A 14439-nucleotide genomic window follows, 5' to 3' on the forward strand; every position below is an offset into this window, starting at 1 on the left:
AAGCCCGCGCCTCGTCAGTCGGCCGGTGTCGGTGTCGTGGGCGGGGCCTGGGCCGGTTCCCGGGCCGGGGCTGCTGAGGTCCGTGGCGTGCGCAAGCCCGCGCCTCGTCAGTCGGCCGGTGTCGCCACCGTGCTCTGCCGCACCAGCAGCCGGTGCGGCGCCTTGGCCTCCGTCGGTGCGGGTGCCGAGCCGTCGATCACGCCGAGCAGGGTGCTGACCGCCGTGCGCGCGATCGCGGCCTTGTCCGGGGCGACGGTGGTGAGCGACGGCGAGCTGTACCGGCCCTCCTGGATGCCGTCGACCCCGACGACGGCAATGTCGTCGGGCACCCGTACCCCGGCCCGGGCCAGGGTGTGCATGGCGCCGATGGCCAGCAGGTCGTTGTAGCAGAAGACCGCGTCGGGCGGCTCGGGCAGGGCGAGCAGCCGCTCCATCGCCTCGGCGCCGAGGTGGCGGTGGAAACGCGGGGTCGGGACGATCAGCTCCTCGTCGACGGTGAGTCCGGCCCGTTCCAGCGCCTGGCGGTAGCCCGTCGTGCGCAACTGCGCGGTCTCGCCGGTGCTGTAGGGCTGGTCGCCGATGGCCGCGATGCGCCGACGGCCGAGCCCGAGCAGGTGCTCCGTGGCGTCCCGGGCCGCGGCGACGTTGTCGATCGCCACGTGGTGGAAGCTGCCGTTGAAGATGTGCTCGCCGAGCAGCACGACGGGCACCCGGTTGGTGCGGCGGCGCAGTTCGTCCGCGGAGATGGACAACGGGCTCAGCAGCAGGCCGTCGAACATCGTGGCGCGCGACTCGCGGCCCAGCAGCTCCCGCTCGCGCTCGCCGTCGCCGTCGGTCTGGTCGAGCATGACCACGTACCCGTGGGTGCGGGCCGCGGTGATCACCTCGCGGGCCAGCTCGGCGAAGTACGGCACGTCCAGCTCGGGGACCACCAGGGCGATCATGCCGCTGCGGCCCCGGCGGAGGTTGCGGGCCACCAGGTTCGGCCGGTAGTCGAGTTCGTCGAGCGCGGCCTGCACCCGGACCCGCAACTCGTCGGAGACGGGCACCGAACCGTTGACCACGTTGGACACGGTGCGAATCGAGACTCCGGCGCGTCGGGCGACGTCGCGGAGTGTGGAGCCGGCCATCCGGTTCCCCCTCACGGCCCTCGCGGGGCATCGGTCGGCAGCATCTCCTGTCCGCGCCGGTGCGGACCGGCGTAGATGCAGGTTGATGTTACTCAGCTATTGCATCGTTGCAAAAGGCGACGCATCATCTCTGCATCGTTGCAAAGCGTGGGCGGCGGTCCGGACCTCGTGCGGACCGCCGCGCCGCCGACGACGCCTGCGCGCGTCCACGTCCACCCCTGCTCAGCCACTCCGTCTCGCGCACCCCAGCCCGCATTCCCGACCGAGGAGCCGTGCTCATGTCCAGATCATTCGTCCCGCGGCGCACCGTTCTGCGCGGCGCGCTCGGCGCCGGCGCGCTCGCCGCGGCCGCCGGTCCCCTCGCGGCGTGCGCCCCCGGCTCCTCCGGGTCCGAGCCGCGCAAGCTCACCGGGACGCCCAGCGCGTCGGCCAAGGGCGAGATCACCATCTGGAACCGCTCCGGCGACCTGTTCAAGGTCTTCGACGCGGCGATCGACGCCTTCCGCAAGGCCTACCCGGACATCAAGGTCAACCACCAGGCCGTCGACATCGACGCCAAGCTCGCCAACACCCTGATCAGCGGCACCGACCTGCCCGACGGCAGCTTCTGGGACGACGCCAAGATCGGCGGCCAGGCGGAGCACCTGTACGACCTGACGGACCTGATAGCGCCGTACCGCGACAAGACCTCGGCGTACAAGCTCTCGGTCAACACCGTGGACGGCCGGATCTACGGCGTGCCCTGGGACCTCGACCCCGGGCTGCTCTGGTACCGCGAGGACCTGCTGGAGGACGCGGGCGTCGATCCGGCCGGGCTGAAGACCTACGACGACCTGCTGGCCGCGGCGCGGTCGCTGCGGGAGAAGAACCCCAAGTCCCGCCCCCTGCACATGGAGAAGGACCCCTTCCTCGGCCAGCTCTGGCTGGAGATGCTCGCGGGCCAGCAGGGCACCAGCCTCGCCGACGCCGACGGCCAGGTGCGGCTGGACTCCAAGGAGTACCGCAACATCCTCAACTGGGTCCGGGACGCCGTCGACGACGACCTGGTCACCCACGCCGAGTACCTCAAGCAGGCCGACCTCGCCGCCCTGGAGAACGGTCAGCAGGCCCTGGTTCCCTGGGCGGTGTGGTGGTCCTTCGCGCCCCAGCAGCTGCTGAAGAAGGGCAAGGGCAAGTGGCGGGCCGCGCCCCTGCCGGCCTGGACCCCGGGCGGGGCGCGCAGCGGCGCCATGGGCGGCAGCAGCTTCATCATCCCGGCGAAGGCGAAGAACCCGGAACTCGCCTGGCTGCTCTACGAGTTCCTGTGCTTCAAGGAGCCCGGCTACAGCGCCGTGTACGGGCCGAGCGAGGTCTACCCGGGCGGACTGACCACCTCCGTGCCGAGCTACGGCCCCGCCCGCCGCCCCGACAAGCCGCTGTTCGAACCGGTGGCCGCGCTCGGTGGGCAGGACCTGTGGAAGGTCGCCGTGGACGCCGCTGACACCATTCCGTCCGCCGCGCCGATCCCGGCCTGGTGGGCCAAGTCCGTCGACTACCTCGGCAACAACCTCCAGCGGCTCATCGAGGGGAAGATGGCGCCCGACGACGTCATCGACGACTCCACCAAGAAGATCCAGCGCAACCTGGTGGACCGCGCATGACCTCCGGCACCCTCACCCCGCCCCGCAAGGAGCGAGCGGCACCGGACGCGCCGCGCCCCGCCCGCCGCTCCCGCCGCAAGCCCTTCCTCGCGCCGTACCTCTTCGTCGCGCCGTTCTACGTCGTCTTCGCCGCCTTCGGCCTCTACCCCCTCGTCTTCGCGCTCCAGTTGAGCTTCACCGACTGGAAGGGCGCGGGCGAGGCGAACTTCATCGGCCTGGAGAACTACACCTACCTGCTCACCAGCGAGGAGTTCTGGTCGTCGCTGGGCAACAGCGCGGTGATGTGGCTGCTGATCGTGCCCCTCCAGATCGTCGGGGGCCTGGCCGCCGCGGTCCTGCTGGCCAACGCGAAGCTGCGGCTGCGCGGCATGTTCCGGGTCGCCTTCATCGCGCCGTTCGTCACCCCGCTGGTGGCCATGGCCCAGGTCTGGATCGTCGCCTTCGACACCGACTACGGGCTGGTCAACCACCTGTTCAACTTCGTCGGCCTGCCGGACGTCGACTGGCTCCAGTCGACCGCCTGGGCCAAACCGACGCTCGCGCTGCTGTTCCTGTGGAAGACCACCGGATTCGCGATCATCATCCTGCTCGCCGGGCTCCAGGCCGTGCCCTCCGACGTGTACGAGGCCGCCGCCCTCGACGGCGCCTCCCGCAAGCGGCAGTTCTGGTCGCTGACCCTGCCGCTGGTCCGGCGCAGCATCGCCTTCCTCGTCGTGGTGCAGACCCTCGCGGTGTTCCAGATGTTCGCCGAACCGTTCGTCGTCACGCAGGGCGGCCCGTACGGCTCGACCACCACCGGCGGGCTCTACCTCTACAACCACATCCTGGCGTCCGACCTCGGGACCGGCGCCGCGAACTCCTTCCTGCTCGTGCTGCTGGTGTTCGCCCTGTCCCTGCTGTCCGTGCGCCTGCTCCGCTCCCGAGACGAGTGACCATGACCAGCCTCATGACCAGACGGACCGAGAAGCCGGGCAGGAGCCTGTCCCAGCCCCGGCCGGGGCCGCTCCAGTACCTGGTGCTCGGCCTCCTCGCCCTGGTGTTCGTCTATCCCATCTGGTGGGCCGTCAGCTCCTCGCTGAAGCCGCCGACCGACATCGTCCGCGACCCGCTGTCCTTCTCCCTCGGCTCGGCCACGCTCGACAACTACCGGGCGATGTTCGACGACGTGCCGATCGGCACCGGCTTCGTCAACACCGTGCTCGTCGTGGCCGTCAAGGGCGCGATGACCATGTTCTTCTGCCCGCTGGCCGGCTATGCCTTCGCCAAGTACCGCTTCCCCGGCAAGAACCTGCTCTTCGGCGTGCTGATGCTCACGCTGATGCTGCCGACCCTCGTGCTGGTCATCCCGCTGCTGCTGGAGATGAGCCAACTGGGCTGGGTCAACACGTACCAGGCGCTGATCCTGCCCGGCAGCATCGACGCCTTCAGCATCTTCTGGATGCGGCAGACCATCGCGGCCGTGCCCGACGAACTCCTCGACGCCGGACGCGTGGACGGGGCGAGCGAGTTCGGCATCTTCGCCCGGATCGTGGTGCCGGTCATCCGGCCCGGCATCGCCGCGCTCGGCGTCCTGACCGCCATGAACATCTACAACGACTTCGTCTGGCCGGTCGTCGCCGTCAACGACGAGAGCCACCAGACGCTGCAAGTCGTGCTGTCCACCCTCGCGCAGAACGTTACCGGCAACCGCGTCGGCGCCGACTTCGCGACCGTCTGGGGCGAACTGCTCGCCGCCGGAAGCATCGCGATGCTGCCCGTGCTGGCCCTGTTCGTCCTGCTGCAACGCCACTTCATCAACGGGATCCTCGCGGGCAGCGTCAAGGGCTGAACTTCCCCCATACACCGCCGACCGCCCCACAGCCGCACCGAATCGGAGCACACACGCCCATGACCACCCCCCGTCCCGAATACCCCCGTCCGCACTTCGACCGGTCCCACTCCTGGCGCACCCTCAACGGCACCTGGGACTTCCGCGCCGACCCCGCCGAGCGCTACTCCGCCGACGCGTCCGACGGCTACGACCGAGCCATCACCGTGCCCTTCGCCTGGGAGACGCCCGCCTCCGGCATCGCCGAGCACTGGCTCCGGACCGCCTGGTACCGGCGGACGTTCACCGTGCCGGCCGACTGGGCCGGACAGCGCGTCGTCCTGCACTTCGGTGCCGTGCACCACGCCGCCACGGTCTGGGTGGACGGCACCGAGGTCGCCCACCACGAGGGCGGCTACACCCCCTTCGCCGCCGACGTCACCGACGCACTCGGCGACGACGGCGACCACCTGCTGACGGTCCGGGTCCACGCCCCCGCCGACAAGCGGGACATCGCCCACGGCAAGCAGCGCAGCATGCCCCGCGACGACTACGACGGCGTCTGCTTCACCCCTTCCTCCGGCATCTGGCAGAGCGTCTGGCTGGAGGCCCGCCCCGCCACCCACTTCGCCGCACTCCGGCTGCGCCCGAACGACGACCTGACCGGCATCGCCGTCGAGGCCGTCGTGCACGGTCCCGCGGCGGACCGCGCCGAACTCCGGCTGCGCGTACGCGACGAGGACACCGCCGTCACGGCGACCGTGGACCCCGACGGACGGCTCCGGACCGAACTCCCTCTCTCCGCGCCCAGGTTGTGGTCGCCCGAGGACCCGCACCTCTACCACGTGGACGCGGAGCTGACCTCCGCCGACGGCACCGACCGGGTCGCCGCGTACACCGGCCTGCGCACCATCGCCGTCGACGGCGAGTCCCTGTATCTCAACGGGCGGCGGCTGTTCGTACGCGGCGTGCTCGACCAGGGCTACTGGCCCGGGACCGGCATCACCGCCCCCGACGACACCGCCCTGCGGCGCGACCTCGAACTCGCGGCCGAGGCCGGCTACAACCTCGTCCGCAAGCACCTCAAGCTGGAGGACCCGCGCTTCACCCATCACGCCGACACCCTCGGCATGCTCCTGTGGGCCGAACCCGCCTCGCCCGGCCGCTTCTCGCCCGCCTCCACCGCCGCCTTCGCCGAGCAGATCGAGCCGATGGTCGAACGCGACGGCAACAGCCCCGCCATCGTCATCTGGGGCCTGTACAACGAGGAATGGGGTCTGGACTGGGACATCCCCGGCGACCCGGCCAAGCAGCGCGCCACCGCCGACGCCTACGACCGCCTCAAGGCCCTCGACGCCACCCGCCCGGTCGTCGACAACTCCGGCTGGACCCACGTCAAGACCGACCTGCTCGACTGGCACTACTACGACGAGAGCGCCGCCTCCTGGGCCACCACCGTCGCCGACCTGCTCTCCGGCGAACGCGACGACTTCCCCGTCAAGCTCGGCCCCGACTTCGTCGTCCACAAGAAGCTCGCCGTCCCCGGTCAGCCGCTGCGCGGCCTGCCCAACCTCAACAGCGAGTACGGCGGCGGCTTCACCGGCCTGGACCGCGCCTGGCACCTGCGCTGGCAGACCCAGGAGCTGCGCCGCCACGACCGGCTCGCCGGGTACGTGTACACGGAGCTGTACGACATCGAGCACGAGAGCGCCGGGCTGCTGGACTTCGGCCGCGGCACGAAGGACCTCGCGGGCGTCGACCCGGCCCACGCCAACGCGCCGACCACCCTCGTCCTGGACGTCACGCCGGTGGCACCCGGCCGCGACCTGCTCACCTCCGACCGCGACGTCACGGTCGACGTCCACGTCTCCCACCACGGGGCCGACCCGGTCGCGGGCACCCTGCACACCACCTGGACCCCGGTGTACGCCGGGACGCCCGACGCGCCCGGCGACGCCGTCCCCGGTGGCCGCGCGGAGGCCAAGCCGTACGTCCTCGGCGCCGCCGTCACCGTGCCCGCCACGCTGCCCGACGGCTGGACCAGCGGCCGGCTGCACCTGGCGCTGGTCGTGGACGGCACCGTCGCCGCCCGGACGGCGCTGGACGTGGACACGCGGACCGACCCGTACATCGGCGACGACCCGCAGGCCCGCCCCACCGCCTGACCTCCGGGCCACCCGCTCCACCAGATCCACCGATCCCGCACCACCCGACATCCCCACCACCAAGGAGTCGATCCGTGCGCAACCCGTCACTCACCCTCAGACGATCACCGGCCCTGCTCGGTGTCCTCGCCCTCCTCACGGCCCTGCTGTCCCTGTGGTCGCAGCCCGCGTCGGCGGCGCCCGCCGGGCAGGTCCTGGCGTCGCCCGACCTCGCGGCCCACCCGCAGGGCGACAACAGCTACCCCCGCGCCGTCCGCCTCGACCACGACGGCTCGGCCGGACAGACCATGCTGGCCACCTACGCCAAGCGCGAACAGGGCGCCACCAACACGCTGCCCGTCCACCGCAGCACCGACGGCGGGCGCACCTGGAGCGCCGCCCCGATCTCCACCATCACCTCGCACACCCCGGGCTGGGACATCGAGGCACCCGTCCTCTACGAGGTGCCGCGCACCGCGAACGGCCTGAACCAGGGCGACCTCCTCGCCGCCGGCACCGCCTGGCAGGCCGGTGACTACACCACGCAGCGGGTCGAGGTGTTCAAGAGCACCGACCACGGACAGAGCTGGCAGTACCTCTCCGACTGCACCCGCACCAGCGGCCTGCCCGACACCATCGGGCACGGCATCTGGGAACCCTGGTTCCTGCTCGCTCCCGACAACACCCTGGCCTGCTTCATCTCCGACGAGCGGCCCGCCAACAGCCCCACCAACAACCAGGTCATCGGCCACTACACCTCCACCGACGGCGGCCGTACCTGGAGCGGCACGCTCACCCAGGACGTCGCCTTCCCCGCCGACAACCTCGCCCGCCCCGGCATGTCCATCATCGTCCCGCTGCCCGACGGGCGGTTCATGATGGCGTACGAGATGTGCCGGGACGCCACCGACGCGGACCACGCCTGCGAGGTGTACACCAAGACCAGCCCCGACGGGCTGAACTGGGCGCCCGCCGACAACCCGGGCACCCTGGTGCGCACCGCCGACGGCAGGGAGCTGCTGCACACCCCCTACCTCGCCTGGGTACCGGGCGGCGGCCCCGACGGCACGCTGCTGATGTCCGGCCAGCGCGTGGTGAGCGGCCCCACCGGGAACAAGACGGTGCTGTCGGAGTCCGGCGGCGTGGTCTTCGCCAACACCCACCTCGGCGCGGGGGAGTGGACCGAGATCGAGGCCCCGGTCCTGACCGACCCCACCGGCGGCTACAACCCCGGTGAGCCCTCCTGCCCCGGCTACAGCTCACCGATCGTGCCGCGCGCCGACGGCACCTCCTTCCTCTACCTGACCGCCACCTGGCTCGGCACCGGCAACCAGTGCCAGGTCCGCTTCAACACCGGCGGCCTCGGCGGACCGGTGGGCCAGGTCACCACGCCGTGGGTCGCGGGCAAGTGCCTGGACGTCGACACCAACACCAGCCGCAACGGCAACGCCGCTCAGCTGTGGGACTGCTCCACCGCCACCGGACAGCGCTGGTCCGTGGCCCCCGATGGCACGGTGCGCGCGTTCGGCAAGTGCCTGGACATCGACGGCAACGGCACGGCCAACTTCACCAAGGTCCAGGTGTGGGACTGCGCCCCGGGCGTCGGCGGCCAGCAGTGGCGCCACCGGAGCGACGGTTCGCTGTTCAACCCGCAGTCCGGCCGCTGCCTGGACATCCCGTCCGGCGGCACCGCCAACGGCACCAGGCTACAGATCTACGACTGCAACGGCCTCGGCACCCAGAAGTGGAACTTGCCGGCCTAGCCGCCGGAGCACCCGGAGCACCCGGAGCACCCGGAGCACCCGGAGCACCCGGAGCACCCGGGGCCCCGCGCCCCGGGTGTCGCATACGCTCGACAGCACCATGATGAACAACCTCACCCCCTTGGCACCGAAGGCCGACAAGGCCACGGTCAGACGGCACAACCTCAGCCTGGTTCTGAGGGCCGTGCACGACGCGGGGGAGGCGACCCGGGCCGGTGTCGCCACGCACGTCGGACTGACGCGTGCGGCGGTGTCGTCCCTGGTCGAGCAGTTGCTGGAGTACGGCGTCGTCTCCGAGTGGGGCAAGACCAGCAGCGGCCAGGCGGGACGGCCCGGCACCGTTCTGAAGGTGTCCCGCTCGGGCCCCGCGGGACTCGGCGTCGAGATCAACATCGACTACATCGCGGTGTGCGTCGTCGACCTCGCCGGCACCGACCGGGTGCGGCTCGTGGAGCACGTCGACAACCGCGGCGCCCGGCCCTCCGAAGTCCTGACGCGCGCGGCCCGGCTGGCGGCGCGCGCCATCGGCTCGGCGGCCGAGCAGGACCTCGCACCGGCCGGCGTCCATGTCGCGCTGCCCGGCCTGGTGACCGGCGGCACCGTGCGCCAGGCACCCAATCTGGGCTGGCAGCGGGTCGCCGTCGAGGGACTGTTCGCCCAGGCGCTCCTCGCCCTGCGCCCCGCCCACCGGCCGCTGCCGGTCAGCTCCGACAACGAGGCCAACGCCGCCGCCCTCGCCGAGCTGTGGTTCGGCGCCGGCACCGAGGGCGTGCGCAGCTTCCTCTACCTGACCGGCGAGATCGGCATCGGCGGCGCCCTCGTGCTGGGCGGCGGGCTGCTGCGCGGGGCGCACGGCTTCGCCGGGGAGATCGGGCACATGGTCGTCGACCCCGACGGCCCGCGGTGCCGGTGCGGCGCCCACGGCTGCCTGGAGCAGTACGCCGGACAGGCCGCGCTGCTCACCGCCGCCGGCATCGACGCGGACGCGGGAGCGCAGGGCGTCGCCGAACTGGAACGCCGGGCCCGGCAGGGCGATCCGTCCGCGCTTGCCGCGATCGAACGGGCCGGCCGGCAACTGGGCGTCGTGGTCTCGGGCGCGGTGAACCTCTTCGACCCCGAGGCGGTGATGCTCGGCGGCGTCTACCGCGAACTGATGGACTGGCTCGCCCCGGCCGTCGACCGCGAACTGGCCCGGCGCGTGGTCTCCGGGCTGTGGAGCGAGGACGGCAAACGGCTGCGGGCCGCGTCCTCGCTCGGAGACGCGGCCCGGGGCGCGGCCGGCGTGATCGTCCGCGAGGTGCTGGCCGACCCGGCGGCGTACGCGGAACGGGACGCGGGCTGACGCGGAGGGCCGCCGCCCGGCAGCCCTCCGCGTCCCGCCTGCCTCAGCCGCGGTTGGCGGCGATCATCTCCCGGTACCAGCGGTAGCTGTCCTTCGGCGTGCGCCGCTGCGTGTCGTAGTCGACCCGCACGATGCCGAAGCGCTTGTCGTAGCCGTACGCCCACTCGAAGTTGTCCAGCAGCGACCACACGTAGTACCCGCGCACGTCCACGCCCGCGTCGATCGCCGCCCGCAGCGCGGTGAGGTGGTCGTGCAGGTAGGCGACCCGGTCGGTGTCGTGCACCGTGCCGTCGGCGGCGGCCGCGTCGTCCTCCGCCGAGCCGTTCTCGGTGATGTGGACCGGCGGGAGCGCGTCGCCGTACTGCTTCTTCAGGGCGACGAGCAGGTCGGTGAAGCTGTCCGGCACGACCGGCCAGTCCATCGCCGTGTGCCGCACTCCGGGGTGCCGTACCTCCTCGTACCGGTTGTCCGTGGCCACGCGGCGGGCCGGGTCGCTCTCGCGGTGCGGGGCGTCGGCGACCACGATCGGCCGGTAGTAATTGACGCCGAGGAAGTCCAGGGGCTGGGAGATCAGCTCCAGGTCGCCGTCCCGCCGGAAGTCCTCGCCGGTGATCAGCTCGCCCCAGGTCTCCTCCTCGGTGGCCGGGTAGCGGCCCGCGAGGATCGGCTCGGTCCACACCAGGTTGTGCTGGGTGTCCGCGCGGATCACCGCCGCCAGGTCGGCCGCGGAGTCGGTGGCGGGCAGGTTGCGGTCCAGGTTGAGCGTGATGCCGACCTCGCGCACCCCGGCCGCCCGCAGCGCCTTCACCGCCAGCCCGTGGCCGACCAGCAGGTGGTGGGCGGCGGCCAGCGCGCCCCGGCCCTCCTTGGCGCCGGGCGCGTGCCGGCCGATGGAGTAGCCGAGGAAGGAACTGCACCACGGCTCGTTGAGGGTGATCCAGCGCGGCACCCGGTCGCCCAGGTGCTCCGCGACCACCGCCGTGTACTCGGCGAACCGCTCCGCCGTCTCCCGCACCCGCCAGCCGCCCCGGTCCTCCAGGGCCTGGGGCAGGTCCCAGTGGTAGAGGGTGGCGGCCGGTTCGATGCCGGCCGCCAGCAGTTCGTCGACCAGCCGGGAGTAGAAGTCCAGGCCCTTCGGGTTCACCGCGCCCGAGCCGTCCGGCACGATGCGCGGCCAGGCGATCGAGAATCGGTAGGAGTCCACGCCGAGGTCGCGCAGCAGGGCCACGTCCTCGGGGTAGCGGTGGTAGTGGTCGCAGGCCACGTCACCGGTGTCGCCGTTCACCACCAGGCCGGGGGTGTGGCTGTAGGTGTCCCAGATCGACGGTCCGCGGCCGTCCTCCCTCGCCGCGCCCTCGATCTGGTACGAGGCGGTCGCAGCGCCGAAGACGAAGCCGGGCGGGAAACCGGGGTACTCACTCATGCTGTGCTGCTCATCTCCGTGCTTGCGGGGTGTATGGGGTGTGCGGGGTTCACTTGACGGAACCGCCGGTGATCCCGGCGGCGATGTACTTCTGGGCGAGGACGAGGAGGATCGCCGCGGGCACCGCGGACAGCACCGAAGCGGCCATCACCGAACCCCAGTCGCCGACGTGCGCGCCGATGTACTGGTAGATGCCCAGGGTGATGGGCTTGACCTCGTCGGTCGTGTTCAGGGTGAGCGCGAACATGAAGTCGCTCCACGAGAACAAGAACGCGAACAGCCCCGACGTGATCAGCGAGTTGCGGCTCATCGGCAGCACCACCCGGACGAAGGTGCGCACCGGACCGGCGCCGTCGATCTGCGCCGCCTCGATCACCTCGCCCGGGATCGACACCATGAAGGAGCGCATCAGCACGATCGAGAACGGGATGCCCAGCGAGGCGTCCGCCAGCATCAGGCCGAAGTAGGAGTTGACCAGGCCCAGGTCGACGTAGGAGTTGTAGAGCGCGTTGGCGATGACGATGCCCGGCACCATCTGGGTGATCAGCGTGCCGAACACGATGGTGCGCGAGCCGCGCAGCCCGAACCGCGCGAGACCGTAGGCGGCGGGCGCCGAGATCGCCAGGCAGATGGCGACCGCGCCGAGCGAGACCGCCAGCGAGGTCAGCAGGTGCCCGCCCTGGTCGCTGATCGCCTTGGAGAAGCCGGAGAAGTCCAGACTGCCCGGCACCGGGTCGACCTGGAGCAGCCCGGAGTCGGGCTGGAGCGCGGTGTTGAGCATCCAGTACAGCGGGAACAGCATCACGCACAGGATGAGCACGCCGGCGACGGTGGAGCCCCAGCGGCGCCGGGAGGCGGTGGGCGTGTGGGAGGCCATGGACGTCACTTCCCCTCGGTGCGGTTGGCCCGCAGGTAGAACACCGCGAACACGGCGGAGATCAGGATGAGTACGTTGCCGACGACGGCGCCCGCGCCGAAGTCCAGCTGGACGAACGAGTTCTGGTAGGTCAGCGTGCCGAGCGTCTGGGTCGCGTCGGCCGGGCCGCCGTCGGTCAGGGCGAGGATCAGGTCGAGGATCTTCACCGTCGACATGAAGCCCAGCACGAGGACGACCGTGACGACGGGCTTGAGCATCGGCAGGGTCACCGAACGGAAGGTCCGCCAGGCCGACGCGCCGTCCAGGGCGGCCGCCTCGTGCAGCTCCTTCGGAATCTCCTGGAGACCGCCGTACAGGATCACCATGTTGAACGGGATGCCGATCCAGATGTTGACCAGGATGACCGAGAGCAGGGCCATCTCCGGGCTGGTCAGCCAGGGCGTGTGGCCGCCGACGCCGAGCGTGTCCAGGAACGAGTTGAGCACGCCCGTGTCCTGGTCGAGGATGCGGCGCCAGACGATGCCGGACACCACCATGGGCACCAGCCAGGGCAGCAGGATCAGCGAGCGCAGCACCCCGTTCAGCGGGAAGCGGCGGCTGAAGAACACCGCGAGCGCCAGACCGATGCAGAACTGGCCGAGCAGGGAGCCCGCCGTGAAGACGAGCGTGTGCCACAGGGCCTTGCCGAACAGGGCGTCCTGGAACACGTTGGACCAGTTGTCGGCGCCGTTGAAGGGCGACTCACCGGTGAAGAAGGTCTTCGGCGTGTAGTCCTGGAAGCTCATCACGACGTTGCGCACGAGCGGGTAGCCGAAGAACAGCAGCATGAAGACGACGGCGGGGGCGACGAACCCCCACTGGGCGAGCCTGCGGCGGCGCGCGATCCGGCCGGGGTCGGGAGCGGAGGCGGGCTCGGACGCCTTGGCGGGCGTCTGCGCGCCGACGGTGGAGGTGGTGGGCATGGGCGTGGTCATGGGGTCGTACCTCAGTTCCCGCTCGTGGCCCGCTGCTGGGCGCGCTTCAGGGCGGTCTCACTGGACTGGCCGGTCAGGGCCGACTGGAAGGCGCTTTGCAGGGCGAGCGACACACTCGACCAGCCGGCACCGAGCTTCGCCGTCCGGGATCGTGCGACGGCCACCTGATCGGCGAGGGAGTCCAGCTCGGGCACCTTCTCGCGCCAGACGGCGGCGGCCTTGGCGTTGGCCGGGACCATCCAGCTGTTGAGCGCGTAGGTGAGCTGCTCCTGCTCGCTCGCCAGACACGCGACGATCTTCCCGGCCGTCTTCTCCCGGGCCTCGTCGCCGGTGTTGGGCACGGTGAGCACGGCGCCGCCGAGCGGACCCACCGAGTCGTCCCCGGCGTCGGGCACCGGGATCGGCGCGATGCCCCAGTGCAGCGACTTGTCGCTGTTGAGGGTCTCCACCTGCCACGGTCCGTTGATCATCATCGCCGCGTTCCCGGCCATGAACTGGTCGTTGACGTCCGCCTGCGTCCAGTTGACCGTCGACTTCGACAGCGAGCGGTCCTTGAGCAGGCTCTTCCAGTAGTCCAGGGCCTCGACGACCTTCGGGCCGTCCAGGTCGGTCTCGTCGCCGCCGTTGGACCACATGAACGGCGTGAACTGGAAGACGCCGTCCTCGGCGCCGCCCGCGCTGAGCGCGAGGCCGTACTGCTTGCCCTGGGTGAGCTTCTTCGCCGTCGCCCGCAGTTCGGCCCAGGTGGTGGGCACCTGCACGCCCGCCTGGTCGAGGACGTCCTTGTTGTAGAAGAGGGCGAGGGTGTTCACCGAGCGGGCCGCGCCGTAGTACGTGCCCTTGTACGAGCCGAAGTCCACGATCCCGTCGGGGATGTCGTCGGTGCTCAGCCCGAGGGTCCTCAGATCGACCAGGCCGCCCGCGTCGGCGAAGGTCGGCATCTCGGACGCGTCGAACTGCACGATGTCGGGCAGCGACTTGGACGACGCCATGCGCAGCGCCTTCGTCATCACCTGCGCCGCCGGGACGCTCTGCTGCTCGATGCTGACGCCCAGCTCCTTGCCGCAGCGGGCCATCGCCTCCGCGTCCCAGCGGTGGTACGACTCGTCGGTCGAGGAGTTCATCACGGTGAACGTGCCGGCGTCGCGCTGCTGTCCGCAGCCGGCCAGCGCCGCCCCGGCGACCAGCACGGACACGGCCGTGAAGGGGGCGACGACTCGGCGTGAGCGTCCTCGTCCGCGGCGCGTGGCAGCCGGAGGGTGTGCTGTCAAGGCGAGCGAGGTGAAGCGCTTCGACATGGTGCGGCCCTTGCTGTCGTACCGTCCGGCTTCCTCGCCGG

General features: G+C 71.2%; 11 protein-coding genes. 6 read left to right on the forward strand and 5 right to left on the reverse strand.

The window, feature by feature from the left end; genetic code table 11:
* Window positions 1–107: 107 nt before the first annotated feature.
* Window positions 108–1130 carry a LacI family DNA-binding transcriptional regulator gene (locus tag B9W62_RS34145; RefSeq protein WP_087810779.1) on the reverse strand — a complete coding sequence of 341 codons (1023 nt, stop codon included), beginning with the start codon at window positions 1128–1130 and terminating at the stop codon, window positions 108–110.
* A 278-nt stretch (window positions 1131–1408) separates the two neighbouring features.
* Here B9W62_RS34145 and B9W62_RS34150 point away from each other — a divergent pair, with 278 nt between their 5' ends.
* The 6 genes from B9W62_RS34150 to B9W62_RS34175 all read left to right on the forward strand — a co-directional run bounded on the left by B9W62_RS34150 (window position 1409) and on the right by B9W62_RS34175 (window position 9826).
* A complete protein-coding gene (locus B9W62_RS34150; protein ID WP_087810780.1) occupies window positions 1409–2770 on the forward strand; it encodes an ABC transporter substrate-binding protein in 1362 nt (453 codons plus the stop codon).
* Window positions 2767–3702, forward strand: a complete 936-nt coding sequence (locus B9W62_RS34155) for a carbohydrate ABC transporter permease (protein WP_087810781.1) — start codon at window positions 2767–2769, stop codon at window positions 3700–3702. Before B9W62_RS34150 ends, B9W62_RS34155 begins: the two co-directional genes overlap by 4 nt.
* 14 nt (window positions 3703–3716) lie before the next feature.
* On the forward strand, window positions 3717–4598 hold the full coding sequence (locus B9W62_RS34160; protein WP_256976676.1) for a carbohydrate ABC transporter permease: 882 nt from the start codon (window positions 3717–3719) through the stop codon (window positions 4596–4598).
* A gap of 59 nt (window positions 4599–4657) precedes the next feature.
* The gene (locus B9W62_RS34165; RefSeq protein WP_087810783.1) at window positions 4658–6742 is read left to right on the forward strand and encodes a glycoside hydrolase family 2 protein; all 2085 of its coding nucleotides are present in this window, start codon (window positions 4658–4660) and stop codon (window positions 6740–6742) included.
* Window positions 6743–6816: 74 nt separating this feature from the next.
* Window positions 6817–8484, forward strand: a complete 1668-nt coding sequence (locus tag B9W62_RS34170; protein WP_087810784.1) for a sialidase family protein — start codon at window positions 6817–6819, stop codon at window positions 8482–8484.
* A gap of 100 nt (window positions 8485–8584) precedes the next feature.
* Window positions 8585–9826, forward strand: a complete 1242-nt coding sequence (locus B9W62_RS34175) for an ROK family protein (RefSeq protein ID WP_087812219.1) — start codon at window positions 8585–8587, stop codon at window positions 9824–9826.
* A 43-nt stretch (window positions 9827–9869) separates the two neighbouring features.
* On the opposite strand, the gene B9W62_RS34180 is transcribed toward B9W62_RS34175, so the two are convergent.
* Genes B9W62_RS34180 through B9W62_RS34195 form a run of 4 tightly spaced genes read right to left on the reverse strand, consistent with a single transcriptional unit; the run spans window position 9870 to window position 14398 of the window.
* Window positions 9870–11249: a GH1 family beta-glucosidase gene (locus B9W62_RS34180; protein WP_087810785.1), complete on the reverse strand. Its 1380-nt coding sequence runs from the start codon at window positions 11247–11249 to the stop codon at window positions 9870–9872.
* 49 nt (window positions 11250–11298) lie between these two features.
* On the reverse strand, window positions 11299–12126 hold the full coding sequence (locus B9W62_RS34185; protein WP_003977772.1) for a carbohydrate ABC transporter permease: 828 nt from the start codon (window positions 12124–12126) through the stop codon (window positions 11299–11301).
* 5 nt (window positions 12127–12131) lie between these two features.
* The gene (locus B9W62_RS34190; RefSeq protein ID WP_087810786.1) at window positions 12132–13100 is read right to left on the reverse strand and encodes a carbohydrate ABC transporter permease; all 969 of its coding nucleotides are present in this window, start codon (window positions 13098–13100) and stop codon (window positions 12132–12134) included.
* An 11-nt stretch (window positions 13101–13111) separates the two neighbouring features.
* Window positions 13112–14398, reverse strand: a complete 1287-nt coding sequence (locus B9W62_RS34195; protein ID WP_256976677.1) for an ABC transporter substrate-binding protein — start codon at window positions 14396–14398, stop codon at window positions 13112–13114.
* Window positions 14399–14439: the final 41 nt, after the last annotated feature.

Origin of the sequence: Streptomyces sp. CS113 (genome assembly GCF_002188365.1) — a bacterium.
GTDB lineage: Bacteria > Actinomycetota > Actinomycetes > Streptomycetales > Streptomycetaceae > Streptomyces > Streptomyces tendae.